The following is a 25,665-nucleotide window of genomic DNA, read 5'->3' as shown; positions in this document are numbered from 1 at the left end:
CGCTTCACAGTTCCACTAAATGCCTTCACAGCCTGATTGCCACGCCGCAACATTTGGATAACCATTCGTTATCACAAACCCTACACAACCGCATTGGCAGGACCACTTTTACAAAACCTGTGAGACAGAGCTAAGCAGAGACTTATCGCTCGCGGTTTTGCCGTGGTTCTCAGGAGACCTGCATGACGCTCTGGCAACAGAACTATGACCCGGCTGGCAATCTCTGGCTTTCCAGCCTCATCGCATCGCTTCCGATCCTGTTCTTCTTTTTCGCGCTGATAAAGCTGAAGCTCAAAGGCTATGTTGCGGCAAGCTGGACCGTCGCCATCGCCCTTGCCGTTGCGCTGCTGTTCTACAAAATGCCGGTGGATCGCGCGCTGGCATCGGTGGTGTACGGCTTTTTCTACGGTCTGTGGCCCATTGCGTGGATCATTATCGCCGCCGTCTTTGTCTATAAGATCTCCGTCAAAACCGGTCAGTTCGACATTATTCGCTCGTCGATTCTCTCCATTACGCCAGACCAGCGTTTGCAGATGCTGATTGTCGGCTTCTCGTTTGGCGCGTTTCTGGAAGGGGCCGCCGGGTTTGGCGCGCCGGTGGCGATTACCGCCGCCCTGCTGGTGGGTCTGGGCTTTAACCCGCTCTATGCCGCCGGGCTGTGCCTGATTGTCAACACCGCGCCGGTAGCCTTCGGTGCGATGGGCATTCCGATTCTGGTTGCCGGCCAGGTGACCGGGCTGGACAGCTTCGAAATCGGCCAGATGGTGGGCCGCCAGCTCCCCTTCCTGACCATTATTGTGCTCTTCTGGATCATGGCGATTATGGATGGCTGGCGCGGGGTGAAAGAGACCTGGCCTGCGGTGATGGTTGCCGGTGGGTCGTTCGCCATTGCGCAGTATCTCAGCTCTAACTTTATCGGCCCGGAACTGCCGGACATCATCTCCTCGCTGGTGTCGCTGGTCTGCCTGACGCTGTTCCTCAAGCGCTGGAAGCCGGTGCGCATTTTCCGTTTTGGCGATATGGGCGCATCGCAGGTCGATCTCGATCTCTCCCGCACGAAATATAGCGCCGGGCAGATCCTGCGCGCCTGGTCGCCATTCCTGTTCCTGACGGCGACCGTGACGCTGTGGAGCGTTCCACCCTTCAAAGCGCTCTTTGCGCCGGGCGGCGCGCTCTACGACTGGGTGTTTAATATCTCCGTGCCGCACCTCGATAAGCTGGTGGCGCGCATGCCGCCGGTGGTGAACGCCGCCACGCCGTATGCGGCGGTCTATAAGTTCGACTGGTTCTCTGCCACCGGCACCGCCATTCTCTTTGCGGCAATCCTCTCGATTGTGTGGCTGAAGATGAAACCGAAGGATGCCATCACCACCTTTGCCGGTACGCTGAAAGAGCTGGCGCTGCCCATCTACTCTATCGGTATGGTGCTGGCTTTCGCCTTTATCTCCAACTACTCCGGCCTGTCGTCGACGCTGGCATTAGCACTGGCGCACACCGGCAGCGCATTTACCTTTTTCTCGCCGTTCCTCGGCTGGCTGGGGGTCTTTTTAACCGGCTCCGACACCTCATCAAACGCGCTGTTTGCCGCGCTGCAAGCCACGGCTGCGCAGCAGATTGGCGTCTCGGATGTGCTGATGGTGGCGGCTAACACCACCGGCGGCGTGACCGGCAAGATGATCTCGCCGCAATCCATCGCTATCGCCTGTGCGGCGGTGGGGCTGGTGGGCAAAGAGTCCGATCTCTTCCGCTTTACCGTCAAACACAGCCTGATATTCACCTGTATGGTCGGCGTGATCACCACCTTGCAGGCTTATGTGCTGACCTGGATGATCCCATGAACCTATTACCCAAACGCCTGGCTGACGAGGTCGCCGACCGCGTACGGGCGTTAATTGCAGAACAACAGCTGGAAGCGGGCATGAAGTTGCCCGCCGAGCGCCAGCTTGCCGTGCAGCTTGGCGTTTCACGCAACTCCTTACGCGAAGCGCTGGCAATGCTGGTCAGCGAAGGCGTGCTGCTGAGCCGCCGCGGGGGTGGAACCTTTGTACGCTGGCAGCATGAGGCCTGGTCGGAGCAGAACATCGTCCAGCCGCTGAAAACGCTGCTCAATGACGACCCCGATTACAGCTTTGATATTCTCGAAGCCCGCCACGCTATTGAGGCCAGCACCGCCTGGCATGCGGCGATGCGCGCCACCGAAGCGGATAAAGAGAAAATCGTGCTCTGCTTTGAGGCGTCGCAATCCGATGATCCGGATCTCGCCTCGCAGGCGGATGTGCGTTTCCATCTGGCGATCGCCGAAGCCTCGCACAATGTGGTGCTGCTGCAAACCATGCGCGGTTTCTTCGACCTACTGCAATCCTCGGTCAAGCAGAGCCGCCAGCGGATGTACCTTGTTCCGCCGGTTTTCGCCCGGCTTACGGAGCAACACCGCACGGTAATGAATGCCATTCTTGCGGGCGATGCCGAGGGAGCGCGTCAGGCGATGATGGCGCACCTCGCTTTCGTCCACACCACGATTCGCCAGTTTGACGAAGACCGGGCCCGCCAGGCGCGCATTACCCGCCTGCCCGACGAGCAACCGATTCATTTAAGGGAGAAAAAAGCATGATTATTTCCGCAGCCAGCGACTATCGCGCCGCGGCAAAACGCATTCTGCCGCCGTTCCTGTTTCACTATATTGACGGTGGCGCTTACGCCGAATATACCCTGCGTCGCAACGTCGAGGATCTCTCGCAGGTCGCGCTCCGCCAGCGGGTACTGAAGAATATGTCCGACCTGAGCCTTGAGACCACGCTGTTCAAGGAACAGCTCTCAATGCCAGTGGCGCTGGCACCCGTCGGGCTGTGCGGTATGTATGCCCGTCGCGGCGAAGTGCAGGCTGCCGGGGCGGCAGATGCCAAAGGCATCCCCTTTACCCTGTCGACCGTCTCCGTCTGCCCGATTGAAGAGGTTGCGCCAACCATTAAGCGCCCGATGTGGTTCCAGCTCTACGTACTGCGCGATCGCGGCTTTATGCGTAATGCGCTGGAGCGGGCAAAGGCAGCGGGCTGTTCCACGCTGGTCTTTACCGTCGATATGCCAACGCCCGGTGCACGTTATCGCGATGCGCACTCCGGGATGAGCGGGCCAAACGCCGCACTGCGCCGCTACTGGCAGTCGGTGATGCATCCGCAGTGGGCGTGGGATGTGGGCGTCAATGGTCGTCCTCACGATCTGGGCAATATCTCTGCCTATCTTGGTAAACCTACCGGGCTGGAGGATTATATTGGCTGGCTGGCGAACAACTTTGATCCTTCCATCTCCTGGAAAGACCTGGAGTGGATCCGTGAATTTTGGGATGGCCCGATGGTGATCAAAGGGATCCTCGACCCGGAAGATGCCCGCGACGCGGTGCGTTTTGGCGCGGATGGGATTGTCGTCTCTAACCACGGCGGTCGCCAGCTTGATGGCGTACTCTCTTCAGCGCGCGCGCTGCCAGCCATTGCCGATGCGGTGAAGGGCGATATTGCCATTCTTGCGGATAGCGGGATTCGTAACGGCCTTGATGTGGTGCGGATGATTGCGCTCGGCGCAGACACCGTGCTGCTTGGCCGCGCCTATCTCTATGCGCTGGCGACACATGGCCGACAAGGTGTGGCTAACCTGCTGGATCTGATTGAAAAAGAGATGCGCGTGGCGATGACGCTGACCGGCGCGAAATCGATTCGCGAAATCAGCAAAGAGTCGCTGGTGCAGGCGCAGAGCGAGATCCCGGCGGCGCTGGCACCGCTGTCGCACGGCGATGCGGCGTAGTAAAAAATGCTCTCCCCGCCCTGGGGAGAGTGCTATCCTGCCCCCGCTATTAAGGGGGCTGCATGCTGAACATTGTCTTATTTGAACCTGAGATCCCGCCTAATACCGGGAATATTATCCGCCTGTGCGCGAACACCGGCTTTCGTCTGCATATCATTGAGCCGATGGGCTTTACCTGGGACGACAAGCGCCTGCGCCGCGCAGGGCTGGATTACCACGAATTTACCGCCGTGCAGCGCCACGCCGATTACGACGCCTTTCTGGCCGCCGCTCAGCCTCAGCGCCTGTTTGCGCTGACCACCAAAGGGACGCCCGCGCACAGCGCCGTGTCGTTTGCCGATGGGGATTATTTAATGTTTGGCCCGGAAACCCGCGGCCTGCCCGCCACCATTCTTGACGCGCTGCCGCCGGAGCAGAAGATCCGTATTCCGATGATGCCGGACAGCCGCAGCATGAACCTTTCCAATGCGGTGTCGGTAGTGGTGTATGAAGCCTGGCGCCAGCTCGGGTATCCCGGCGCGGTGTTGCGCAGCTGATGTGAGGTTTGGGAGTAGATTGCCGGATGGCGGCTACGCCTTATCCGGCCTACGGGTAGCGGGTACGGGTAGCGAGCATCAACCTACCGCACTTCTGGCGTTATTGGCGAAGGCAGGCTGGAGACGGACAGCGCGGAAAAACCGGAGCGTACACGTAGTACGTGAGGATTTTGAGCACTGCCCGGGTTCAGGCTGGCGAGTAAAATAGCCAGAAATTAGATACCGTCGCCGTATTCAAACCCGTGATTGGCTCCATTGAAATGCTGATCCATATCCATCGCCGGTTTATCGCTCTCTGGCTTGCCGACAATGCGCGCCGGAACGCCTGCGGCGGTGGTGTGCGGCGGTACGGGCTGCAATACCACGGAGCCGGCACCGATTTTCGCGCCGCGTCCCACTTCGATATTGCCGAGGATCTTCGCCCCTGCGCCAATCATCACTCCTTCACGGATCTTCGGATGGCGATCGCCGCTGGTTTTGCCGGTCCCGCCGAGGGTGACCGACTGCAGAATCGACACATCATCTTCGATAACCGCCGTTTCCCCCACCACAATGCCGGTGGCATGGTCGAGCATGATGCCGCGCCCGATGGTAGCAGCCGGGTGAATGTCGACCTGGAAGCTCACCGAGACCTGGTTTTGCAGGAAAATAGCCAGCGCCTGGCGGCCCTGCGTCCATAGCCAGTGACCAATACGGTGCGCTTGTAGGGCGTGGAATCCTTTCAGGTAGAGCAGCGGCGTTGAGTATTTATCCACCGCCGGGTCGCGGGTGCGCACGGCCTGAATATCACAGGCGGCAGAAGCGATCATCTCCGGGTCTGCGGCGTAGGCCTCTTCAACCACTTCGCGAATGGCGATGGCGGGCATGATGGGCGACGCCAGCTTGTTCGCCAGCATATAGCTCAGGGCACTGCCGAGGTTTTCATGCTTGAGTAAGGTTGCGTGATAAAAACTGGCCAGCATCGGTTCACAGTCCGCCAGCGCGCGCGCTTCGGCTTTGATATTTTTCCAGACCAGATCCAGTTCTTCACACGGCATTGCTTACTCCAGACGAAATAAAAGCAAGGCCGGACTCAGCCAGCCTTGACGTGATAGTGATGAGAATCCCTGCGATTAGCCGCTTATTGCTCATCCTTGCGGGCGCGGCCCAACAGCGTTAATGCTGCCTCGCGCGCATTTTTTCCGCAATACAATACCTGATAAATTTCCTCGGTTATTGGCATTTCGACGCCAAACCGGTGCGCCAGCGCGCGCACTTCTTTGGTATTGCGATAGCCCTCAACCACCTGGCCTATCTTCTCCTGCGCGCCTTCGACATCCATGCCCTGCCCGAGCATCATGCCAAAACGGCGGTTACGCGACTGATTGTCGGTACAGGTCAGCACCAAATCGCCCAGCCCCGCCATGCCCATAAAGGTAGCAGGATCGGCACCCAGCGCTGCGCCAAGTCGCGACATCTCCGTCAGACCGCGCGTGATAAGCGCCGTGCGCGCATTCGCGCCAAAGCCGATGCCATCGGACATGCCTGCGCCAATCGCAATCACGTTCTTCACCGCGCCGCCAAGCTGCACGCCAATGAAGTCCGGGTTGCTGTAGACGCGCAGGCTTTTGCCGCAGTGCAGCAGCTGCTGAAGATCGTCGGCAAACTGCGGGTCGGTGGAGGCTAAAGAGATTGCCGTGGGCATTCCCGCCGCCAGCTCTTTGGCGAACGTCGGACCTGAGATCACCGCCAGCGGAATAGAGGAGCCTAAGACTTCACGCGCCACGTCCTGTAACAGACGCCCGGTTTCTGCCTCCAGCCCTTTTGTCGCCCAGACAATGCGCGCATCGCTGCGCATCAGCGGTTTGATCTGCGCCAGCACCTCGCCAAAGACGTGGCTTGGCACCACGACCAGAATGTCGCGGCTGGCGGCCAGCGCGCGGGCAAGGTCGCTCTCAAGCTCAAGGGTGTCGGGGAAAGGCACATCGGGCAGGAACGCCACGTTGCAACGGTCACGTTGCAGCGTCGCGATATGTTTCGGGTCATGGCCCCACAGCACAACCTGGTGGCCATTTCTTGCCAGCGTGATGGCAAGAGCGGTGCCGTAAGAGCCGGCACCGATCACAGTCATTGCAGCATTAAGTGCGTTCATCAGGCATCCTGATGTTGTTCGGCACCTTCGCCAGTCTGCTGTTGCAGGTAGTTCATGAACAGCGCATCAAAGTTGACCGGTGCAAGGTTCAGTTGCGGGAATGTACCGCGGGAAACCAGGCTGGTGATGCATTCACGGGCATACGGGAACAGGATGTTCGGGCAGTATGCGCCCAGGCAGTGCGCCATCTGGGTGCCTTCGATACCGTCGATAGAGAAGATGCCGCCCTGCTGTACTTCGCACAGGAAGCCGGTCTCTTCGCCCAGCGAGGCGGTTACGGTTACGCGCAGAACCACTTCATACACGCCGTCCGCCAGCTGCGTTGACGCGGTGTCGAGGTCCAGTTTGACTTCCGGCTGCCACTCTTTCTGAAAGATGTGCGGCGCATTCGGCGCTTCGAAAGAGATATCTTTCGTGTAGATACGCTGAATCTGGAAAGTCATTTCGGTGTTGTTTAGCTCAGACATGAATAAGTAACCCTTAAGTGTTGTAGTGCTTAGAAAGCATTAACCTAACAGCGGATCCAATCCGCCACGCGCATCCAGCGCAAATAAATCGTCGCAGCCGCCGATATGCTGTGCATCAATAAAGATCTGCGGAACCGTGGTACGGCCACTACGTTGAATCATCTCTTCACGTTTTACCATGTCGCCGTCGATCGGCAGCTCGGCAAAATCAACGCCTTTGCTGCTCAGCAGCGCTTTTGCGCGGTGGCAAAACGGGCAGGTTGCTTTGGTGTAGATCTCAATATTGGCCATATCTCTTCTCCTGGTTTTACCCCGTGAGCCGAAGCCCACCGGATAACTTATTTACCGCGAACTAACGGCAGATTTTCGCCGACCCAGCCGGAGACACCGTCTTTGAGCACAAAGACTTTCTCGAAACCGGCTTTTACCAGCTCGTTTGCCGGGGTCTGCGCCTGCAGGCCGGTACCGTCTACAACAATAATCGGCGTGCTTTTACGTTTTTCAAGCTCACCTACATTATTGGCTTTGATCTCGCCTGGCAGCAAATTCACCGCACCGGCGATATGACCTTTACGGAAATCATCGCGCTGACGTAAGTCCACAACCACCGCATCTTCTTTGTTGATGAGGCGCGTGGCTTCGCCACGGGAAATCACTTTCACTTTCGACGCGACGCCTTTGAAGGTCGTGTATAACACCGCGGCGAACAACGCAAGCCAGCCGATACAGAGTATCGGGTTGCGTCCAATAAATTGCATAATTTCTTGCATCTGGGGTAACAGCTCCCGACTAAGTGATTAAAAACCAGCAAGGAGTATACCTGCGCAGTTGGGCAAATACAGCCAGCGAGCGCGATGGATTGCATTTTCTGCGGCGTGTTACGAAAAAAATAAACAAAGCGATGTAAAACACCCCCTCAGGTGACCCCTTTCTTTGATCTTCTGCGGCTATTTGATCGATTCAGCTGTAGTAAAATTACGCAAATTTTTATCTTCAGAGCATGAGGTTGTCGCAATGTCGGTTTCAAAAAAACCTATGGTACTGGTGATTCTCGATGGCTACGGCTATCGCGAAGATCAGCAAGATAACGCCATTTTCAACGCTAAAACCCCGGTGATGGATAGCCTGTGGGCTAACCGTCCGCACACGTTGATTGACGCTTCCGGCCTGGAAGTCGGTCTGCCGGATCGCCAGATGGGCAACTCCGAGGTGGGCCACGTCAACCTCGGTGCCGGGCGTATTGTCTACCAGGACTTAACCCGCCTGGACGTTGAAATTAAAGAGCGCACCTTCTTTACTAACCCGGTACTGCGCGGCGCGGTGGATAACGCGGTTAGCGCCGGCAAAGCGGTGCATATTATGGGCCTGCTCTCCGCGGGCGGCGTGCACAGCCATGAAGATCACATTATGGCGATGGTCGAACTGGCCGCCGAACGCGGCGCAGAGAAAATCTACCTGCACGCCTTCCTTGATGGCCGCGATACGCCGCCGCGCAGCGCTGAATCCTCGCTGAAAAAATTTGAAGAGAAATTCGCCGCCCTCGGTAAAGGCCGCGTGGCGTCCATTATTGGTCGTTACTTCGCCATGGATCGCGACAACCGCTGGGATCGCGTCGAACAGGCGTACGACCTGATGACCCAGGCCAAAGGCGAGTTCACCTTCGACAGCGCCGTTGCCGGGCTGCAAGCCGCTTACGCCCGCGACGAAAACGATGAGTTTGTAAAAGCGACGGTCATTCGCACCGCCGGCCAACCCGATGCGGCAATGGAAGATGGCGACGCGCTGATTTTCATGAACTTCCGCGCCGACCGCGCCCGCGAAATCACCCGTGCCTTTGTTAACGCCGATTTTGACGGCTTCCCGCGTAAGAAAGTCGTGAAGCTCGATTTTGTGATGCTGACCGAATACGCCGCCGACATCAAAACTGCCGTGGCCTACCCGCCGACCTCTCTTGCCAACACCCTTGGTGAGTGGATGGCGAAGAAAAATCGCACCCAGCTGCGTATCTCCGAAACGGAGAAGTATGCCCATGTCACCTTCTTCTTTAACGGTGGCGTTGAAGAGCCGTTCCCGGGCGAAGACCGCATCCTGATTAACTCCCCGAAAGTTGCCACTTACGATCTGCAACCGGAGATGAGCTCCGCCGAACTGACGGAAAAACTGGTCGCCGCCATTACCAGCGGCAAATATGACACCATCATCTGTAACTACCCGAATGGCGATATGGTTGGTCATACCGGTGTGTTTGATGCAGCTGTCGCCGCCGTGGAAGCGCTGGATAACTGCATTGCGCAGGTCACCCGCGCCGTTGAGTCCGTTGGCGGGCAGTTGCTGATTACCGCCGACCACGGCAACGCCGAGCAGATGCGCGATCCGTCAACCGGCCAGGCACATACCGCGCACACCAATCTGCCGGTTCCGCTGATTTATGTGGGTGAGAAAACGGTGAAAGCACTCTCCGGCGGCAAACTTTCCGACATCGCGCCGACCATGCTGTCGCTGATGGGCGAGGAAATCCCGCAAGAGATGACTGGTAAGCCGCTGTTCATCGTGGAATAATCGCTCCCCATGAGGGGAAAGGCGATTTTTTCAATTACATGGGTCGGGCTCCGACCTCTGCTCTGCGCCAGCGCACTCAGCGCTGGCGTTTTGCTGTGCGCCGTTCCCGCCCACGCGGATGACCGCGATCAGCTCAAATCCATCCAGGCCGATATCGCCGCCAAAGAGCGCGCGGTTCGCCAACAGCAGCAGCAGCGCGCAGGCCTGCTTGCGCAGCTGAAGGCGCAGGAGGAGGCCATCTCCGCCGCTGCCCGCCAGCTGCACGAAACCGAAAGCACACTCTCTGAACTCAATAAACAGATTGATGAGATGAACGCCTCCATCGCCAAACTGGAGCGTCAGCGCGCGTCGCAGGAGCGCAATCTTGCCGCGCAGCTCGATGCCGCGTTTCGCCAGGGCGAGCACAGCGGTATCCAGCTGCTGTTGAGCGGTGAAGAGAGCCAGCGCGGCCAGCGTTTGCAGGCTTACTTCGGTTATCTCAACCAGGCGCGCCGGGAGACCATCGCACAGCTCAAACAGACGCGTGAAGAGGTCACCTCGCAAAAGGCCGAACTGGAAGAGAAGCAGAGCCAGCAGCAAACCCTGCTTTATGAGCAGAAAGCGCAGCAGGCGAAGCTGGAGCAGGCGCGAAACGAACGTAAAAAGACCCTTGCCGGGCTTGAATCCTCGATTCAGGAAGGTCAGCAGCAGCTTAGCGAGATGCGCGCTAACGAATCACGTCTGCGCGATCGCCTTGCCCGCGCCGAAGCAGCAGCGAAAGCCCGCGCCGAGCGCGAAGCCCGTGAAGCGCAGGCGGTACGTGAGCGGCAGAACGAGGCCAGCCGCAAAGGCACTACCTATAAGCCAACCGAGAGCGAACGCTCACTGATGTCCCGCACCGGCGGCTTAGGCTCGCCGGCAGGCCGCGCGATATGGCCGGTTCGCGGTCCGTTACTTCATCGTTATGGCGAACAGTTGCAGGGTGAGCTACGGTGGAAAGGGATTGTTATCGGTGCGTCTGAAGGCAGCGAAGTCAAAGCCATCGCCGACGGGCGCGTGATCCTCGCCGACTGGCTACAGGGCTATGGCCTGGTGGTTGTCGTAGAGCACGGCAAAGGTGATATGAGCCTTTATGGTTATAACCAAAGCGCCCTCGTTAGCGTCGGTGCGCAGGTGCGCGCAGGCCAGCCGATAGCTCTCGTCGGGAGCAGTGGTGGTCAGGGCCGGCCCTCACTCTATTTTGAAATTCGCCGTCAGGGCCAGGCGGTCAATCCACAGCCGTGGTTGGGAAGATAGGTTTGCTTCAACTTCGCCGCATCGTGATTACTCTGGCCAGCGTGCTGGCGCTCTCCTCGCCGGTGTTTGCCGGCAAACTGGCCATCGTTATCGACGATTTTGGCTACCGTCCCCAGACAGAAAACCAGGTGCTGGCCATGCCGCAGGCGGTCTCCGTCGCGGTGCTGCCCAATGCCACGCACGCCCGCGACATGGCGACAAAAGCGCACAATAGCGGTCACGAAGTGCTGATCCATCTGCCGATGGCACCGCTCAGCAAACAGCCGCTGGAAAAAGATACCCTGCGCCCGGAGATGGGCAGCGCAGAGATTGAGCGCATCATCAGTGACGCCGTGAATAAGGTGCCCTATGCCGTCGGGTTGAATAACCATATGGGCAGCGCCATGACCTCCAGCCTGTTTGGCATGCAGAAAGTGATGCAGGCGCTGGAGCGCTATAACCTCTACTTCCTCGACAGCATGACCATTGGCAATAGCCAGTCGATGCGCGCAGCCTCCGGCACCGGGGTAAAAGTGATTAAGCGCAAAGTGTTCCTTGACGATACGCAGAATGAGGGCGATATTCGCCGTCAGTTCGATCGTGCCGTCGCGCTGGCGCGCCGTAACGGCTCGGCTATCGCTATTGGACACCCACATCCTGCGACCGTACGCGTATTGCAGCAGGCGCTGGCAAACTTACCCTCTGACATTACGCTGGTGCGACCGAGCGACCTGCTTCATGAGCCGCAGGTCGACAACTCAACGCCAGCCAAACCTGATGCGCAGCCGCAGCCGCCACGTAATCCGTTCCGCGTTGCGAAGGTGTGTAAAGCGAAGCAGAAGCCAGAGCCGGTGAATGCCAGCCGCTTCTTTAGCGTGGTGGGAGAGAGCATCAGCGAAAGTACGCTGGTACAGTACTTCCAGCACCAGTGGCAGGGCTGGGGCCGGAAGTAAGCAGCGTTAGTAGATTTTCACCGCTTTACGGGCAAGGCGATGGTGAGATGTCGTCTTGTCCCGCCATTTATACAGACGAAGTGACCACAGCAGCGCCTGATAAGCGAGTTTAGGGCTGCGCACATTACTCACCATGCGTTTAAACATTCCTGATGCATATATTTCAGCAATCATGCGTTTGCGGATTATTTCATCCGGCTCTTTTCGCACGGCGTGGCACACGCGGAGTGCTTCATAAGTAATTTGTTGATGGAATTCGGGATATATCGTAATGCGGTCAGCGTAATCGCGATTCAATTTCTCCAGCAGGCGCGTAATTTTCATGTAATGACGCTGATAGGCGAGATTTTTTAATCCCTGGCGCTTTAAGCGGCTGACCGAACAGCCATGGAGAAAATATTTATATAACGATTGTTCGGTATAACGCACGCGTTTGGCGTTATACATAAATTCGGTGCTCCAGATAATATCCTGATGATGCAGCCCGGGAATAAATTCAATACGATTTTGCTTAATCACATCGTGGCGATAAACGCCCATCCAGACCACGTGCGTCCAGCGGCGGCTTGCCAGCGCCATTCTTAACCAGTCCGGCCCGCTAAGCACGCCGGTGGAGCGGATACGATCCAGCGGAATGGATTGCCAGGTACTGCCGTTCTGCCGATCGCACCAGTCCGAGTTACACTGCGCGACGTCCAGATCGTCCTCCAGCGCCATTTTCATCAATGTTTCATACATTTGCGGATAGACAATATCATCGGCATCGACAAACGCGACGTATTCACCTGTGGCATACGTTAAGCCACGATTACGCGCCACCGAGGCACCGGCATTACACTGGTGAATAAGCTGGATATGCGGGTACTTCTTTGCATAACGCTCTGCTATTTCAGCAGAATTATCGGTCGAACCATCATTGACGATGATGATTTCAAGCGCCGTCCAGGTTTGCGCTAACAGGGATTCCATGCAAGGTACAAAGTCATCGCCCGCATTGTAGAGGGGGATAATAACGCTAAGCTTACCAGGGCTATTCATCATTAATTACCTGATTCATTGTCATTACAGTGACTATTTTTAAATTGTTTTAATTAAGAAAAAATTAAGGTCTGGCAGATTGATTAGGTAAATTCTCAGACACAGCGGTTACGATTAAGTTTCATCGTCAATGCGAACTAAGATTATTCAGAGTAGCCTGGGGAGTTAAAGGGCGTAATAAGAGTATTGCGGAATTGCGAAGAATTTATGACACTGACAAAAGTTTACATTTAATAAATGTGTTTTGAGATTTATCGCAGAAAAAAGGGCCATTATCTGGCCCTTACTCTTTTAATCCCAACTCAACACGACTTTGCCAGACTGACCCGAACGCATCGCGTCAAATCCCTGCTGGAATTCATCGATCCCGAAGCGGTGGGTAATGATCGGTGAGAGGTCGAGACCGGACTGGATCAGCGCGGCCATTTTGTACCAGGTTTCGAACATCTCACGGCCATAAATCCCTTTGATAAACAGCCCTTTGAAGATGACTTTGTTCCAGTCGATCGACATCTCTGAAGGCGGAATACCGAGCATGGCAATGCGTCCGCCGTGGTTCATGGTATCGAGCATGGTACGGAATGCCGCAGGCGCGCCGGACATCTCCAGCCCCACGTCGAACCCTTCCGTCATCCCCAGTTCCGCCATCACCTCAGTGAGATTCTCTTTAGCGACGTTTACCGCGCGCGTGACGCCCATTCTGCGTGCCAGCTCAAGGCGATATTCGTTCACATCGGTGATCACCACATGGCGCGCGCCAACGTGTTTGGCGACCGCGGCCGCCATGATGCCGATGGGGCCTGCGCCAGAGACCAGCACATCTTCGCCCACCAGATCGAAGGAGAGCGCCGTATGGACTGCGTTACCAAACGGGTCGAAAATCGACGCCAGCTCGTCGGGGATATTGTCCGGTATTTTGAAGGCGTTAAAGGCCGGGATCACCAGATACTCTGCAAAACAGCCCGGGCGATTGACGCCGACGCCGACGGTATTACGGCATAAATGGGTGCGACCGGCGCGGCAGTTACGGCAGTGGCCGCAGGTGATATGCCCTTCGCCGGAGACGCGATCGCCGATCTTAAAGCCTTTCACTTCCTGGCCGATGCCAACCACTTCACCCACGTACTCATGACCGACCACCATCGGTACCGGAATGGTTTTTTGCGACCACTCATCCCAGTTGTAGATGTGCACATCGGTGCCGCAAATCGCGGTTTTGCGGATCTTAATCAGCAGATCGTTGTGCCCAACTTCCGGTTCTGGCACATCGGTCATCCAGATGCCTTCTTGCGCTTTCAGTTTGGATAACGCTTTCATTTCACGTCCTCAGATCACACCCAGTTGTTTACCAATGCGGGTAAAGGCTGCTACCGCGCGTTCAATTTGTTCAGGCGTATGGGCCGCCGACATCTGTGTACGAATACGCGCCTGGCCTTTCGGCACCACCGGGAAGAAGAAGCCCGTGACGTAAATGCCCTCTTTTTGCAGCTCGCGGGCAAAGTTTTGCGCCACCACGGCATCGCCCAGCATCACCGGAATAATGGCGTGATCGGCACCCGCCAGCGTAAAGCCCGCGGCGCTCATCTGTTCGCGGAACAGGCGGGCGTTGGCCCACAGGCGATCGCGCAGTTCGCCGCCGGACTCCAGCATCTCCAGTACTTTGATCGAGGCGCTGACAATGGCTGGCGCCAGCGAGTTGGAGAAGAGATAAGGGCGCGAACGCTGACGCAGCCACTCCACCACCTCTTTACGCGCAGCGGTATAACCGCCTGATGCGCCGCCGAGCGCTTTGCCAAGCGTTCCGGTAATGATGTCGACCCGGCCCATCACGTCGCAATATTCGTGGGTTCCGCGGCCGTTGGCACCGACAAAACCGACTGCGTGCGAGTCATCGACCATCACCAGCGCATCATATTTATCTGCCAGGTCGCAGACCCCTTGCAGGTTGGCGATCACGCCATCCATTGAGAAGACGCCATCTGTGGCGATCAGCACGTGGCGGGCCCCCGCTGCACGCGCTTCTTGCAGACGGGCTTCCAGCTCCTGCATGTCATTGTTGGCGTAACGGTAGCGCTTCGCTTTACACAGACGCACGCCGTCAATGATCGACGCGTGGTTGAGGGCATCAGAAATAATGGCATCTTCCGCGCCGAGCAGCGTCTCAAACAGCCCGCCGTTCGCATCGAAGCAGGAGGAGTAAAGAATGGAGTCTTCCATGCCGAGGAAGTCGGCCAGCTTCTTCTCCAGTACTTTGTGGCTATCCTGCGTGCCGCAGATAAAGCGCACCGAGGCCATGCCGAAACCGTGGCTATCCATACCGGCTTTTGCGGCGGCAATCAGCTCCGGGTGGTTGGCGAGACCAAGGTAGTTGTTGGCGCAGAAGTTGATGACGTGGCTACCATTCGCCACGGTGATGTCAGCCTGCTGCGCTGACGTGATAATGCGTTCCTCTTTGAACAACCCTTCCGCACGTGCGGTTTGCAGATCGTTCGTTAACTGTTGATAAAAATCCCCACGCATCGCAATTCTCCAGACTGGGCAAATTTCGGCACATATTACCCAAAGCTATACGTTGATACGAGATGACGCTTCACTGCTTATCCGTTTTGCAGCATAAATCACGCATAGCCCTCCCCTTTCCCGGGGAATGGCTGAAGGGGCAGCAATGTGATGGTATGATAAAGTTATTCGTGTCTGAGATTGTCTCAACGCTTCATTTTGCAAAGGTACAGTTATGATCATCGTCACTGGCGGCGCGGGTTTTATCGGCAGCAATATCGTTAAAGCCCTGAATGACAAAGGCATCACCGATATCCTGGTGGTGGACAACCTGAAAGACGGCACTAAGTTTGTCAATCTGGTCGACTTGCATATCGCCGACTATATGGATAAAGAGGATTTTCTGATCCAGATTATGTCTGGCGAAGAGTTCGGCGAGATTGAAGCGGTGTTCCATGAAGGTGCGTGCTCCTCTACCACCGAGTGGGATGGCAAGTACATGATGGAGAACAACTATCAGTACTCCAAAGAGCTGCTGCACTACTGCCTGGAGCGCGAAATCCCCTTCCTGTACGCCTCATCCGCAGCCACTTACGGCGGCCGCACCTCTGACTTTATTGAATCGCGCGAATATGAAAAGCCGCTTAACGTCTACGGCTACTCGAAAATGCTGTTCGACGAGTATGTGCGCAGCATTCTGCCGGAAGCGAACTCACCGATTGTCGGCTTCCGCTATTTCAACGTCTACGGCCCGCGCGAAGGGCACAAAGGCAGCATGGCGAGCGTCGCTTTCCATCTCAATACGCAGTTGAACAACGGCGAGAGCCCGAAACTGTTCGAAGGCAGCGACAACTTTAAACGCGATTTCGTCTACGTTGGCGATGTGGCGGCGGTCAATCTCTGGTTCTGGGAAAACGGTGTCTCCGGCATCTTTAACCTCGGCACCGGCCGCGCGGAGTCCTTCCAGGCCGTAGCGGATGCCACGCTCGCTTTCCATAAAAAAGGCAGCATTGAGTACATCCCGTTCCCGGACAAGCTGAAAGGCCGCTATCAGGCGTTTACGCAGGCCGATCTCACCAACCTGCGCGCGGCGGGCTACGACAAGCCGTTTAAAACCGTGGCTGAAGGCGTGAGCGAATATATGGCCTGGCTGAACCGCGACGCGTAAGTATGAAAATTCTGGTCATTGGACCCTCCTGGGTGGGCGACATGATGATGTCGCAAAGTCTGTACCGCACGCTGAAGGCGCGCTTTCCCCAGGCGATAATCGATGTGATGGCACCCGCGTGGTGCCGTCCGCTTTTATCGCGTATGCCGGAAGTTAACGAGGCGATCCCGATGCCGCTCGGCCACGGCGCGCTGGAGATTGGCGCGCGCCGTAAGCTGGGGCACAGCCTGCGCGAACGACGTTACGATCGCGCCTATGTGCTGCCGAACTCCTTTAAATCTGCGCTGGTGCCCTTCTTTGCTGGCATTCCGCACCGTACCGGCTGGCGCGGTGAAATGCGCTATGGCGTGCTTAACGATGCGCGGGTGCTGGACAAACAAGCATGGCCGCTGATGGTCGAGCGCTATGTTGCGCTGGCCTATGACAAAGGCGTAATGGGCTCGGCGAAAGATCTGCCGCAGCCGCTGCTGTGGCCGCAGTTGCAGGTCAATGAGAGTGAGAAGCTACAGGTTTGCGCCACCTTCGACCTCGCGGCTGAACGCCCGATGATCGGTTTTTGCCCCGGCGCCGAGTTTGGCCCGGCAAAGCGCTGGCCGCACTATCACTACGCTGAGCTGGCGAAGCAGCTTATTGATGAAGGCTATCAGGTGCTGCTGTTCGGTTCAGCAAAAGATCACGACGCGGGTAATCAGATTCTGACCGCGCTGAGCATTGAGCAACAGGCGTGGTGCCGCAACCTGGCGGGAGAGACGCAGCTGGAGCAGGCCGTGGTGCTGATTGCCGCCTGTAAAGCGGTGGTGAGCAATGATTCAGGTTTGATGCACGTTGCCGCCGCGCTCGATCGCCCGCTGGTTGCGCTCTATGGCCCCAGCAGCCCCGATTTCACGCCGCCGCTCTCACACAAGGCGCGCGTGATCCGCTTAATCACCGGCTACCACAAGGTACGCAAAGGCGATGCCGCCGAAGGGTATCACCAGAGCCTGATCGATATTACGCCGCAGCGCGTGCTGGATGAGTTGAATGGTTTGTTGCTGGCAGCAGAAGGATAAGCGATGCGGGTCTTGATTGTGAAAACCTCGTCAATGGGCGATGTGCTGCACACGCTGCCTGCGCTGACCGATGCCGCGCAGGCCATACCGGGCATCCGTTTTGATTGGGTAGTGGAAGAGGGATTTGCCCAGATTCCTTCATGGCACCCAGCGGTCGACCGGGTTATCCCGGTGGCGATCCGCCGCTGGCGCAAAGCGTGGTTTTCCGCGCCTGTTACGGCAGAGCGCCAGGCGTTTCGCAATGCGGTGAAGGAGAGGCAGTATGACGCCATCATTGATGCACAGGGGCTGGTGAAGAGCGCCGCGCTGGTCACCCGGCTGGCGCATGGCGTGAAACATGGGATGGACTGGCACTCCGCGCGCGAGCCGCTGGCGAGCCTGTTCTATAATCGCCGTCACGCCATTGCGAAACAGCAACACGCGGTTGAACGGACGCGCGAGCTCTTTGCGAAGAGTCTGGGCTACGCCAAACCACAGACGCAGGGCGACTACGCCATTGCGCAGCATTTTACTTCCAGCGCTGCACCAGCCTCCTCCTATGCCGTCTTTTTACATGCCACCACGCGCGATGATAAACACTGGCCGGAAAGCCACTGGCGCACATTGATTGGCCTGCTTAACGGCAGCGGCTTGCAGATAAAGCTCCCCTGGGGAGCCGCGCATGAAGAGGCGCGTGCGAAGCGGTTAGCGGAAGGGTTTGATTACGTTGAAGTGTTGCCGAAGATGACTCTTGAGAAGGTCGCGCAAACACTTGCTGGCGCGAAGTTCGTGGTATCGGTGGATACGGGCCTCAGTCATTTGACGGCGGCACTGGATCGACCAAATATCACGTTATATGGCCCAACCGATCCCGGGCTTATTGGCGGGTATGGAAAAAACCAGCATATATGCCGCGCAACTGATGGCGACTTAGCCCATCTCAGCGCAGATAACGTTTTTAATGAGATAGCCTGTTTAGCATAAAGGAAAGTGAATGCCAGTCTCGATGAATGCGCAAACCTGGAAGGGGCGAAGTGAGAAAGCCGCCTTTATTATGGAGTATGGTACGTTTATCATTAGCGCCGCTACGCTGGTCGTCGCGATGATAAATAATAACTTGAGCATGAAGCTGTTTAATATCTGCGGGATCCTTGCAATATTAACGCTAATAATTAAAGGAAGGTCGTCAAATATAAACTGGAAGATTTTCGCATTGCCCGCTTCCATTCTGTTTATTGGCATCATCGATCTTATCTGGTACAAGCTTTTTAAAGTTAGTAACTCGCCCTTTCAGGCGACGTACCATAACTACATCAATACTGTGCGGGTCTTTATTTTTGGTTTCTTTATCGTATTGCTGGCCGCCACGACAAAAATTAAGTACAAGAGCAGCGTGCTCCTTTATCTTCTCTACTCAGTCTCTTTTATTATTCTGGGCTACGCGCTGTTTCAGAAATTCTCTATCGGCATGGACAGGATTGATTTTGGTATCGGCACGTCAACGGGTGCCGCTTACTCCATCATGCTGGTTGGGTTGATCAGCGCGGTATCCATCCTGTATACATCCAGAAGACATCCGCTTTTATTTGTGCTGAACACGGTGATGGTCTTTGCTGCTCTGGTGATGACACAGACCCGCTCATCTATCTTGATTTTCCCAATCATCTGCTGTGTCACCATCGCTACTTATTACCTTAAGAATACGAAAAAACTTCTTCTGGGAATGTGTGGTTTCTTAGCATTGATGATTGTTCTTGGAGTCGTGTTTAGCCATTCAATCTCCAGTCGGTACGATGCCGCCGTTAACGATATAAACTTATATCAGCAAGGGGATGGTAACTCCTCCCTCGGTGCACGGTTTGCAATGTACAGGTCCGGTATGACGCTCTTTAAAGAAGCGCCATTGAAATGGCGTTCGGCTGAGGAACGCTCGCAGGAAGTTGAAAATCTAATCGTCAAAGATAAGACGTTAAGCTCTGCGATGGTATATATCAATGTTCATCTGCATAACGAAATTGTCGAGAATGCCTCACTCAAGGGTATTGTTGGCGTAATTTCCGTTCTCTGTTTTTATGCCGCGCTGATCTTTTCCGCCTGGTACTACCGTGCGCTGGGGCTATTTGCTTTCAGCCTTGCAATCATTGGCACCGGGCTAAGCGACGTGCTTATTTGGGCGAGAAGCGTGCCGATTATCATTATCTGCGGCCTGACGCTGCTTTTACTCTTCAATAAGATTCGCAGTACGCAATAGCATGATGAATTAATGGCCACCGCGTGTGGCCATTTTATTGCGTTGCGTTCATCCTGCCGGACATCAGGCTTTCCAGCCCGTGAACTAACGTGCGCTCATCGATATCAGAAACGAAATGCGTGGGAGAGATAATTTGTTGCGCGCACTCATTATTTGGCGCCCAAATCAGCGGCGACGGATACTCGACGGTGCGTGCCTGAGGATAGAGCGCCAGCATTGGCCGGTTAAAGGCTGAAGCGATATGCACCAGTGCGGTATCGACGGAGACAACATATTTGCTGAGCTTCGTTAAGGCTACGGTATAGATAAAATCAGGATAGGGCAGCGTTTCAATATTGCTTACAGGGATGGTCGATAAGTCATCCGGATGGCCAGTATAGATAATTCTCAGGCCAGGATGATGCTGTGCAAACCAACTGTGGATAAGCATCATCTGTTCAGATGAAAGGCGGCAAATCTTCTTGGCGCCCAGTGGATTGATAACAACAACATCAGACGATCCCACCAACGCACTCACCGCATCCTCGACCTCGGCTGGAATAGCGATATCGTAACGATAATCATCGTCTGCATCGCTGCCGAAAAGCTGTCGCACAATGACGTTTGTGCGCGAAGACATATGCTCATTTAACTGCTCGTCATGAGGGTTATAGCGCGAATAGTAGCGCTTGTACCATTTATCAAATCCCAGCACGTACGAATCCCGAAAACCGGAGAGCAGGAGCGCATGACCAAAGCAGGGAAACGTTTCGAAGGGATCCAGAACAACATCGAACTGCCGCTCTCGTAACTGGCGTCGGAGTTTAAGCGTTTCCGTCAGGCTGTTTGATTTTTTTATAAACAGCTGTTCAATATGCGGGTGCGCTTTGAGGAAAGCGTGCCCCGTGCCGCAAGAGAGTATCGATAATGTGATACCTTTTCTGGCCAGTATTCTGTAAAGCGCGCTGAGAACAATCAGGTCGCCAATCTTACTGTTGTCATGAATTAACAAGCAGCTTTTTATGCTTTTGCCATCAATATCAGCTCCCCTTCTGTGTTTAAACAACACAGAGAGGAAGTTGATTTTAATTTTATTGATTAAATGCTTTTTCTTCTTGTGGAAAGTTCCAAGGCGCATTTTTCTTACCAAAAAGGTGTCTGTCACTAGTTAGCAAAGGTATTTGCTTTGCGTTCGAAATCAATTTTTTCATGCAACTCGCGACTGTTTTTATAATGATTATTTTTAAGTTCATCGGGTTGAATGAAAGGAATGATGTCGTAACTAATTGCAGTATCATCCGAAAGATTAAAGATATTAATATCGGGAATGTTAGCCCGCATAAAGATAAAGAAAGGTAAGATCTTGGGCAGATCTTTACTTAATTCAGATGGCATCGGATTATTGCTTTCATCATAAAAGCGGCGGCAGGTATTCGTCAGGTCGAGGCCTGAGCAAATAATGGCACTGTACTGCAACGAATACGCAATTTGAATCGCGGTGTAAGCCACCGTATGGCATGAGCAGTAGCCCAAAGCGATATCTTTACTGAAGCCGACCAGACGCCCTTTCTTTGACCATGGGATATTGATGAGTAAATTTTTATGCAGGCGGCTTTTCATCAGAAACTTTACCTTTTTAACCGCCCCACCTTTTTCCCGTTTGTAGAAGGCACGCAGGACCAGGCAATTTTCGCGCAGATAACGTTTATCCTCTTCCGATGCCGCCTCGTACACATCTGCGTTAACGATGGTAAAACGGCTGCTGCGGCTGAAGTGATAAAAATCATCGCGTCGCTGCAGCAAAAAGCGGGCGTCCGTTAAAACGTAAATCAACGGAGTAATATCGTTCTCGATTAAATATGCGGCTGACCCGTTGACCGCGATCACATCACGAGTTCGAAGAATCGACAGAGGTGTCTTCTTTGACGTAGGCCCAGACAGAAAGATAACAATGTCATCTGAAGACTTGTGTCTTTTCAACCGTTCAACACATGCATGTGTAATATATTTAATATTTTTCATAATAAACCTGTTGGGATTAATACATATTACTGTTTCAGACTAACAATATGCTTATCTTTAATAATGTGGGCCAAACTTGAAAAATTTTTATACTTTTTCAGCGAACCGGTTTGCCTTTAACCCTACGAATAAAGTTACGTATCTTTTTCTTATAAACAAACTGGTAGTAGCCAAGATCCTTCACGCTATTAACAATACCGTAATGTCGCTCCAGGTCGATACGGTCTTTGGCTTTTCGTATCCGGGATGGCGATTTACCTGACAAATCGATGATGCGAACCTCACCGCCTTGAATGATAAAATTGCCTTTATGCGGATCGCCTGAAACCATACCATTTTTATGCAACTCATCTATCGATAATTTTATTTTTTGTTTCAGTTGATCATCAATAGAGGTAAAGTCTGCTAACTCAATACCATCAATATATTCAATTAACATAATATAGGAGTGGGCAAAGCGAAATGTCTTTTTAGCCGCCAGCAGGTAAAAATCATTGATTGCACCTGCGCCATTTTTCCTGATGCGTTCAGTCTGATGAAACAAGGCTTCATAGTAATCGCCCTTGAAAATAGACTTGAGAAAACGCTCTGTTTTTTTCTGCTTAGGTGCGAAGACTTTTAAAATGTACTTACCATATTCCGTATTGATTAACACAACTTTTGTGTCATCAATACTACGAAAAACTTTTATCACATCGAGATTATAATCCATGAAATCTTTAAAGATTTTCAGGTATTTTTCACCCCCTGTTTTGGTGAAAACAACATAATCCCCAACTTGATATTTGTCACTCATAAATTAAACCAGCTATTATTTTATTTTGAATGTAAAGAATATTTTCTCAGAAGATATAAGAAACCTGCTTTGATACCTGCCATATATTTATGTTGCACCAGAAGATGTTTGTATCTCTTCTTAAACTCAATAAATGTTCTTGCGTCACGCGGCGGTTGATCTTTCCATGGTGACGCAGCTAACGCTGTTTGATAGTAAATGGTGGACGGATACGTCGCCCATTTATGCCAGGGTTTTGTTGCACCTGTATAGTGTATTAATACTGTTTCATCCGAAATAATATTCTTGAAATTCTGGTGAGTGCGATCTTTTAACTCACTCTTAATGGTGTAAATTGTATTAAATTTTCCCGGCAAAAAATGGACTTTATCTTTTAGTAATACATTAAGCACATCCTGATCCGGATACTTAAATTGTATGCCACAGTTATTTTTATCTAGCAGAATGGAGAATGCACGGTTAGTGAGATCGTTTTTTACCCACTCTTTAAGATTCGCAAACACCACGCCAGAGTTGAAATAATTATTACGGATTTCAGGGTCTTTTAATCTTTCGATGGCTTTACTTTGCATCGAATCAACATCCCTGACCACCGCGGCGGCAACGTTTTCAAGATTACACCCGGCCAGCTCGTCAAGCTTACCCTTACAAAAGACGTCGGCGTCGAGATAGAGCAACTTATCGAAGCTATTGCTGAAGTATTCAAAGGCGAACAACCTGAAATACATGGCGCGTGACCATATTTTGGTGCTCGGAAGATCGCTCAGGCATTCAGCATTAATCAAGTATAAGCTGATTTTGATTGCATACTTCTCAGCCAGGACCGCTATTCGCTTCAGGAAACAGTCATCATACTCATCTGAAATGATGTGATAATTAATGCTGATGCTGTTATTGATTACAATCGACGTTATTGATACGCCAACCCAATCAAGATAGTTGCGATCAATTCCATAGGCGATGTTTAGAGCGTTGGTTGTTTTCTCTTTGCTATGATCAAAAACTTCGAATTCAGAAATTTTAATACCTGGAAATGAGTCCACTGCATCACCTATGTATTTTTTTAGTTTGCGATTTTCTTTTGAAAATAGAACAAATAACTAATCAACCCTTTAACGAACTTCTTCTGATGCAGCATATGCTTGGCACAATATCGATACTGATTTGCATTGGTTGGCTTCAGTAAGCGATCATTTTTCCACGGTGACTCTCTTTTAGCCCGCAGAAAGCCCTGTGAAACAGGATAGTCCGACCAATCGTGCCACGGTTTCGTTGGCCCAATATAATGAATAAATACCGTATTTTCGTTTACCGGATTTAATACACCGGTTTTCAATTCATAATTAATGCTGTACTGAGTATTAAATTTTTTATCAATAAACTTCGCTTTATCCACCAGCAGCATATTCAATACATCTTGATCGAGATGCGTAATTTTGCTGGCGACAATCGGATCGCGTAACATTTCAATTGCATTCCGAGAGATATCATTCGCCGTCCAGCACGGAATATTAATCAGCAAAAAGCCCGCATTAAAATAACCGTTAACTAATCCTGGCGAGTCCAGGCTTACCGCCCGCTTTTGCCACCAGGTGATATCACCTTCAGCAACAACCGCGGCGATCTCATGATCCTTGAACTCAAGATCAATCAGCTCCTGGACGCTACCCTGACAGGCGATATCCGCATCAAGATAGAGCACACGGTCGGCTTTTTCCGTAAAGTAGTCAGCAATAATGAAGCGGAAATAGGTCGCATAGGTCCAGTTTTTGGTGCTGGGAAGCGATTTTAATTTATCGCAGTTCACCAGGTAAACCGTAATTCTTGACTGGTACTGCTCTGCGAGTGAAGAGAACTTTTTGTTATCCTCTTCGGTTATATAATCTGTAAAGACATGGAAGGATAAACGCTTATCTTTATTATTTAAAAGAATTGACGCTATCGAGATCCCACATCCATAAAGAAAGTTTTTATCGATGCCGTAGGCGATATTAAACGTACTAATGCCAGCATCAGATAAATAGTTATAATCCTTTATCGAAAGAATCACTTCTTTCTCATCAAAATAAGTTTGGCTCATTTAATGCTCGTTGTCAGTGCAGCGAGGACAGAGCGAATCGCCTCTCGCATATTTCGATTATATGTTTCGCTGTAAAACCCGTTGATTGACTGCTTAATCGTATCCGGCTGGAACGAAGTACGACGATCAACGACCTGCTGTAGCAATGTCACAAACTCAGCCATTTCGCCCGGCGGGTAGAGGTAACCATTCTCGCCCTGGCGAATAATATCTTCCGGGCCGGCCACACAGTTTGCACTGATACAGGGGATGCCCCACGCCATCGCCTCCAGCAGCACCATGCCGAAGCCTTCAAAAGATGAGGTCAGCAGCAATGCGGAGACTTTTTTGATTTTATCCCTGACCACGTCCCAGGGCTGAGCCTGCCAGCCGTGCCAGGTGATGTTGCGGTCGATATTGAGCTTGCGCGCATAGGCCTTGCACTTTTCAAAATCCGAGCCATCGCCAATCGCATGCAGATGCCAGTCGCCCTTGACCTGCGCGAGGCCATCAAGCAGATCTTTAACCCGTTTCTGCCCTTCAAACTTCATCCTGCCGACATATAAGAAGGTCGTGGTCTCATCCGCATTCGGGGCGGGGATCGTATCAGCCTGCGGTTCGACCGGGTTATAGATGACGTGGATTACCTCCGGCACAATATCCCGCGCCTCCATCTGCCTTTTGATGCCGCTGCTTATCGCGAGGTGGTAATCAGCCCAGGCTACACAGTCGCCGTGCTTTTTATGATCCAGCGAGAAATGCGGCCAGGACAAAACAGTAAAACGATGTTTGCATTTCCGCTTGGCTCTGTTTGCCAGAAAGCAGGAAGGTGTATCAATACAGATAACGAGGTCGGGCTTATGCTCATCTACCCAGCGCTTGAAATTACGGATATGTATCGCGCGCCTGAGGAAGCTGAGTTTACTGTTCGAGAAGGAGTAAGCGGCGTTAATCCCTGCCAGCCATCCTTTATCCATTTTGTCGTTACGGCAAAAAAAGAACATCTCACACTGTGCAAAGGCGTCTTGCTGAAACGAATGAATGACAGCTTTGATGACCGTTTCCATGCCACCAAAGCCCGATACGGCTTCACCAACAAATGCAATTTTCATTGAGTGACCACTTCTCAT

The 25,665-nt window shown here is 53.2% G+C and carries 25 protein-coding genes; 11 read left to right on the top strand and 14 right to left on the bottom strand.

Features of this window, described 5'->3' with window-relative positions:
• The first annotated feature begins 182 nt into the window (after nucleotides 1-182).
• From lldP to trmL, 4 genes are all read left to right on the top strand, one after another.
• Complete coding sequence (gene lldP / locus ACWPW2_RS15255; protein ID WP_124967006.1) at nucleotides 183-1,838, top strand: L-lactate permease; 1,656 nt, start codon at nucleotides 183-185, stop codon at nucleotides 1,836-1,838.
• Complete coding sequence (gene lldR / locus ACWPW2_RS15250; RefSeq protein WP_454123954.1) at nucleotides 1,835-2,611, top strand: transcriptional regulator LldR; 777 nt, start codon at nucleotides 1,835-1,837, stop codon at nucleotides 2,609-2,611. The genes lldP and lldR overlap by 4 nt, the downstream gene beginning before the upstream one ends.
• Nucleotides 2,608-3,795, top strand: coding sequence for an FMN-dependent L-lactate dehydrogenase LldD (gene lldD, locus ACWPW2_RS15245; protein WP_454123952.1), 1,188 nt, complete (start codon nucleotides 2,608-2,610; stop codon nucleotides 3,793-3,795). Before lldR ends, lldD begins: the two co-directional genes overlap by 4 nt.
• A 62-nt stretch (nucleotides 3,796-3,857) precedes the next feature.
• Nucleotides 3,858-4,331 (top strand): tRNA (uridine(34)/cytosine(34)/5-carboxymethylaminomethyluridine(34)-2'-O)-methyltransferase TrmL, encoded by a 474-nt coding sequence (gene trmL, locus ACWPW2_RS15240; protein ID WP_312118380.1) that lies wholly within the window; start codon nucleotides 3,858-3,860, stop codon nucleotides 4,329-4,331.
• Between the two features lie 215 nt (nucleotides 4,332-4,546).
• Here trmL and cysE read toward each other — a convergent pair whose 3' ends face one another.
• The 5 genes from cysE to ACWPW2_RS15215 all read right to left on the bottom strand — a co-directional run bounded on the left by cysE (nucleotide 4,547) and on the right by ACWPW2_RS15215 (nucleotide 7,699).
• Entirely contained in the window at nucleotides 4,547-5,368 is an 822-nt protein-coding gene (cysE, locus tag ACWPW2_RS15235) for a serine O-acetyltransferase (RefSeq protein ID WP_042718667.1), read from the bottom strand.
• 83 nt (nucleotides 5,369-5,451) lie between these two features.
• A complete protein-coding gene (gene gpsA / locus ACWPW2_RS15230) occupies nucleotides 5,452-6,462 on the bottom strand; it encodes an NAD(P)H-dependent glycerol-3-phosphate dehydrogenase (RefSeq protein WP_042718668.1) in 1,011 nt (336 codons plus the stop codon).
• Complete coding sequence (gene secB, locus ACWPW2_RS15225) at nucleotides 6,462-6,929, bottom strand: protein-export chaperone SecB (RefSeq protein ID WP_042718670.1); 468 nt, start codon at nucleotides 6,927-6,929, stop codon at nucleotides 6,462-6,464. The genes gpsA and secB overlap by 1 nt, the downstream gene beginning before the upstream one ends.
• A gap of 39 nt (nucleotides 6,930-6,968) precedes the next feature.
• Nucleotides 6,969-7,220, bottom strand: a complete 252-nt coding sequence (gene grxC / locus ACWPW2_RS15220) for a glutaredoxin 3 (protein ID WP_054802704.1) — start codon at nucleotides 7,218-7,220, stop codon at nucleotides 6,969-6,971.
• Between the two features lie 47 nt (nucleotides 7,221-7,267).
• On the bottom strand, nucleotides 7,268-7,699 hold the full coding sequence (locus ACWPW2_RS15215) for a rhodanese-like domain-containing protein (protein WP_042718673.1): 432 nt from the start codon (nucleotides 7,697-7,699) through the stop codon (nucleotides 7,268-7,270).
• A 244-nt stretch (nucleotides 7,700-7,943) separates the two neighbouring features.
• Here ACWPW2_RS15215 and gpmM point away from each other — a divergent pair, with 244 nt between their 5' ends.
• From gpmM to ACWPW2_RS15200, 3 genes are read left to right on the top strand one after another with little or no spacing between them, the layout of a single operon-like run.
• Nucleotides 7,944-9,488, top strand: coding sequence for a 2,3-bisphosphoglycerate-independent phosphoglycerate mutase (gene gpmM, locus ACWPW2_RS15210; protein ID WP_454123948.1), 1,545 nt, complete (start codon nucleotides 7,944-7,946; stop codon nucleotides 9,486-9,488).
• 9 nt (nucleotides 9,489-9,497) lie between these two features.
• On the top strand, nucleotides 9,498-10,763 hold the full coding sequence (gene envC / locus ACWPW2_RS15205) for a murein hydrolase activator EnvC (RefSeq protein WP_454123946.1): 1,266 nt from the start codon (nucleotides 9,498-9,500) through the stop codon (nucleotides 10,761-10,763).
• Between the two features lie 2 nt (nucleotides 10,764-10,765).
• Nucleotides 10,766-11,695, top strand: a complete 930-nt coding sequence (locus ACWPW2_RS15200) for a divergent polysaccharide deacetylase family protein (protein WP_312118368.1) — start codon at nucleotides 10,766-10,768, stop codon at nucleotides 11,693-11,695.
• Nucleotides 11,696-11,701: 6 nt separating this feature from the next.
• Here ACWPW2_RS15200 and ACWPW2_RS15195 read toward each other — a convergent pair whose 3' ends face one another.
• The 3 genes from ACWPW2_RS15195 to kbl all read right to left on the bottom strand — a co-directional run bounded on the left by ACWPW2_RS15195 (nucleotide 11,702) and on the right by kbl (nucleotide 15,253).
• The gene (locus ACWPW2_RS15195; RefSeq protein WP_454123943.1) at nucleotides 11,702-12,736 is read right to left on the bottom strand and encodes a glycosyltransferase; all 1,035 of its coding nucleotides are present in this window, start codon (nucleotides 12,734-12,736) and stop codon (nucleotides 11,702-11,704) included.
• A 288-nt stretch (nucleotides 12,737-13,024) separates the two neighbouring features.
• Complete coding sequence (tdh, locus tag ACWPW2_RS15190) at nucleotides 13,025-14,050, bottom strand: L-threonine 3-dehydrogenase (protein ID WP_454123941.1); 1,026 nt, start codon at nucleotides 14,048-14,050, stop codon at nucleotides 13,025-13,027.
• A 9-nt stretch (nucleotides 14,051-14,059) separates the two neighbouring features.
• Nucleotides 14,060-15,253 (bottom strand): glycine C-acetyltransferase, encoded by a 1,194-nt coding sequence (kbl, locus tag ACWPW2_RS15185; RefSeq protein WP_124966997.1) that lies wholly within the window; start codon nucleotides 15,251-15,253, stop codon nucleotides 14,060-14,062.
• Between the two features lie 214 nt (nucleotides 15,254-15,467).
• Between kbl and rfaD the strand changes: the two genes are divergently transcribed.
• From rfaD to ACWPW2_RS15165, 4 genes are read left to right on the top strand one after another with little or no spacing between them, the layout of a single operon-like run.
• Nucleotides 15,468-16,400, top strand: a complete 933-nt coding sequence (gene rfaD / locus ACWPW2_RS15180) for an ADP-glyceromanno-heptose 6-epimerase (protein ID WP_076769324.1) — start codon at nucleotides 15,468-15,470, stop codon at nucleotides 16,398-16,400.
• A gap of 2 nt (nucleotides 16,401-16,402) precedes the next feature.
• Nucleotides 16,403-17,449 (top strand): ADP-heptose--LPS heptosyltransferase RfaF, encoded by a 1,047-nt coding sequence (gene rfaF / locus ACWPW2_RS15175; RefSeq protein ID WP_042718688.1) that lies wholly within the window; start codon nucleotides 16,403-16,405, stop codon nucleotides 17,447-17,449.
• A gap of 3 nt (nucleotides 17,450-17,452) precedes the next feature.
• Entirely contained in the window at nucleotides 17,453-18,412 is a 960-nt protein-coding gene (gene rfaC, locus ACWPW2_RS15170; RefSeq protein WP_454123938.1) for a lipopolysaccharide heptosyltransferase RfaC, read from the top strand.
• 10 nt (nucleotides 18,413-18,422) lie between these two features.
• Nucleotides 18,423-19,679, top strand: coding sequence for an O-antigen ligase family protein (locus tag ACWPW2_RS15165; protein WP_454123936.1), 1,257 nt, complete (start codon nucleotides 18,423-18,425; stop codon nucleotides 19,677-19,679).
• 34 nt (nucleotides 19,680-19,713) lie between these two features.
• Here ACWPW2_RS15165 and ACWPW2_RS15160 read toward each other — a convergent pair whose 3' ends face one another.
• The 6 genes from ACWPW2_RS15160 to waaB form a co-directional block, all read right to left on the bottom strand.
• Entirely contained in the window at nucleotides 19,714-20,796 is a 1,083-nt protein-coding gene (locus ACWPW2_RS15160) for a glycosyltransferase family 9 protein (protein ID WP_454123934.1), read from the bottom strand.
• Between the two features lie 26 nt (nucleotides 20,797-20,822).
• Complete coding sequence (gene waaZ, locus ACWPW2_RS15155; RefSeq protein ID WP_454123932.1) at nucleotides 20,823-21,680, bottom strand: 3-deoxy-D-manno-oct-2-ulosonate III transferase WaaZ; 858 nt, start codon at nucleotides 21,678-21,680, stop codon at nucleotides 20,823-20,825.
• Nucleotides 21,681-21,777: 97 nt separating this feature from the next.
• Nucleotides 21,778-22,476, bottom strand: coding sequence for a lipopolysaccharide core heptose(II) kinase RfaY (gene rfaY, locus ACWPW2_RS15150; RefSeq protein WP_454123930.1), 699 nt, complete (start codon nucleotides 22,474-22,476; stop codon nucleotides 21,778-21,780).
• A 20-nt stretch (nucleotides 22,477-22,496) separates the two neighbouring features.
• Nucleotides 22,497-23,519 carry a glycosyltransferase family 8 protein gene (locus ACWPW2_RS15145; RefSeq protein ID WP_454123928.1) on the bottom strand — a complete coding sequence of 341 codons (1,023 nt, stop codon included), beginning with the start codon at nucleotides 23,517-23,519 and terminating at the stop codon, nucleotides 22,497-22,499.
• 20 nt (nucleotides 23,520-23,539) lie between these two features.
• Nucleotides 23,540-24,556 (bottom strand): lipopolysaccharide 3-alpha-galactosyltransferase, encoded by a 1,017-nt coding sequence (gene waaO / locus ACWPW2_RS15140; RefSeq protein WP_454123926.1) that lies wholly within the window; start codon nucleotides 24,554-24,556, stop codon nucleotides 23,540-23,542.
• Nucleotides 24,553-25,647, bottom strand: a complete 1,095-nt coding sequence (gene waaB, locus ACWPW2_RS15135; RefSeq protein WP_454123924.1) for a lipopolysaccharide 1,6-galactosyltransferase — start codon at nucleotides 25,645-25,647, stop codon at nucleotides 24,553-24,555. Before waaB ends, waaO begins: the two co-directional genes overlap by 4 nt.
• Between the last annotated feature and the right edge of the window lie 18 nt (nucleotides 25,648-25,665).

The organism is Kosakonia sp. Marseille-Q7440, from assembly GCF_965119485.1.
This window is presented reverse-complemented; position numbering and strand designations above follow the sequence as displayed.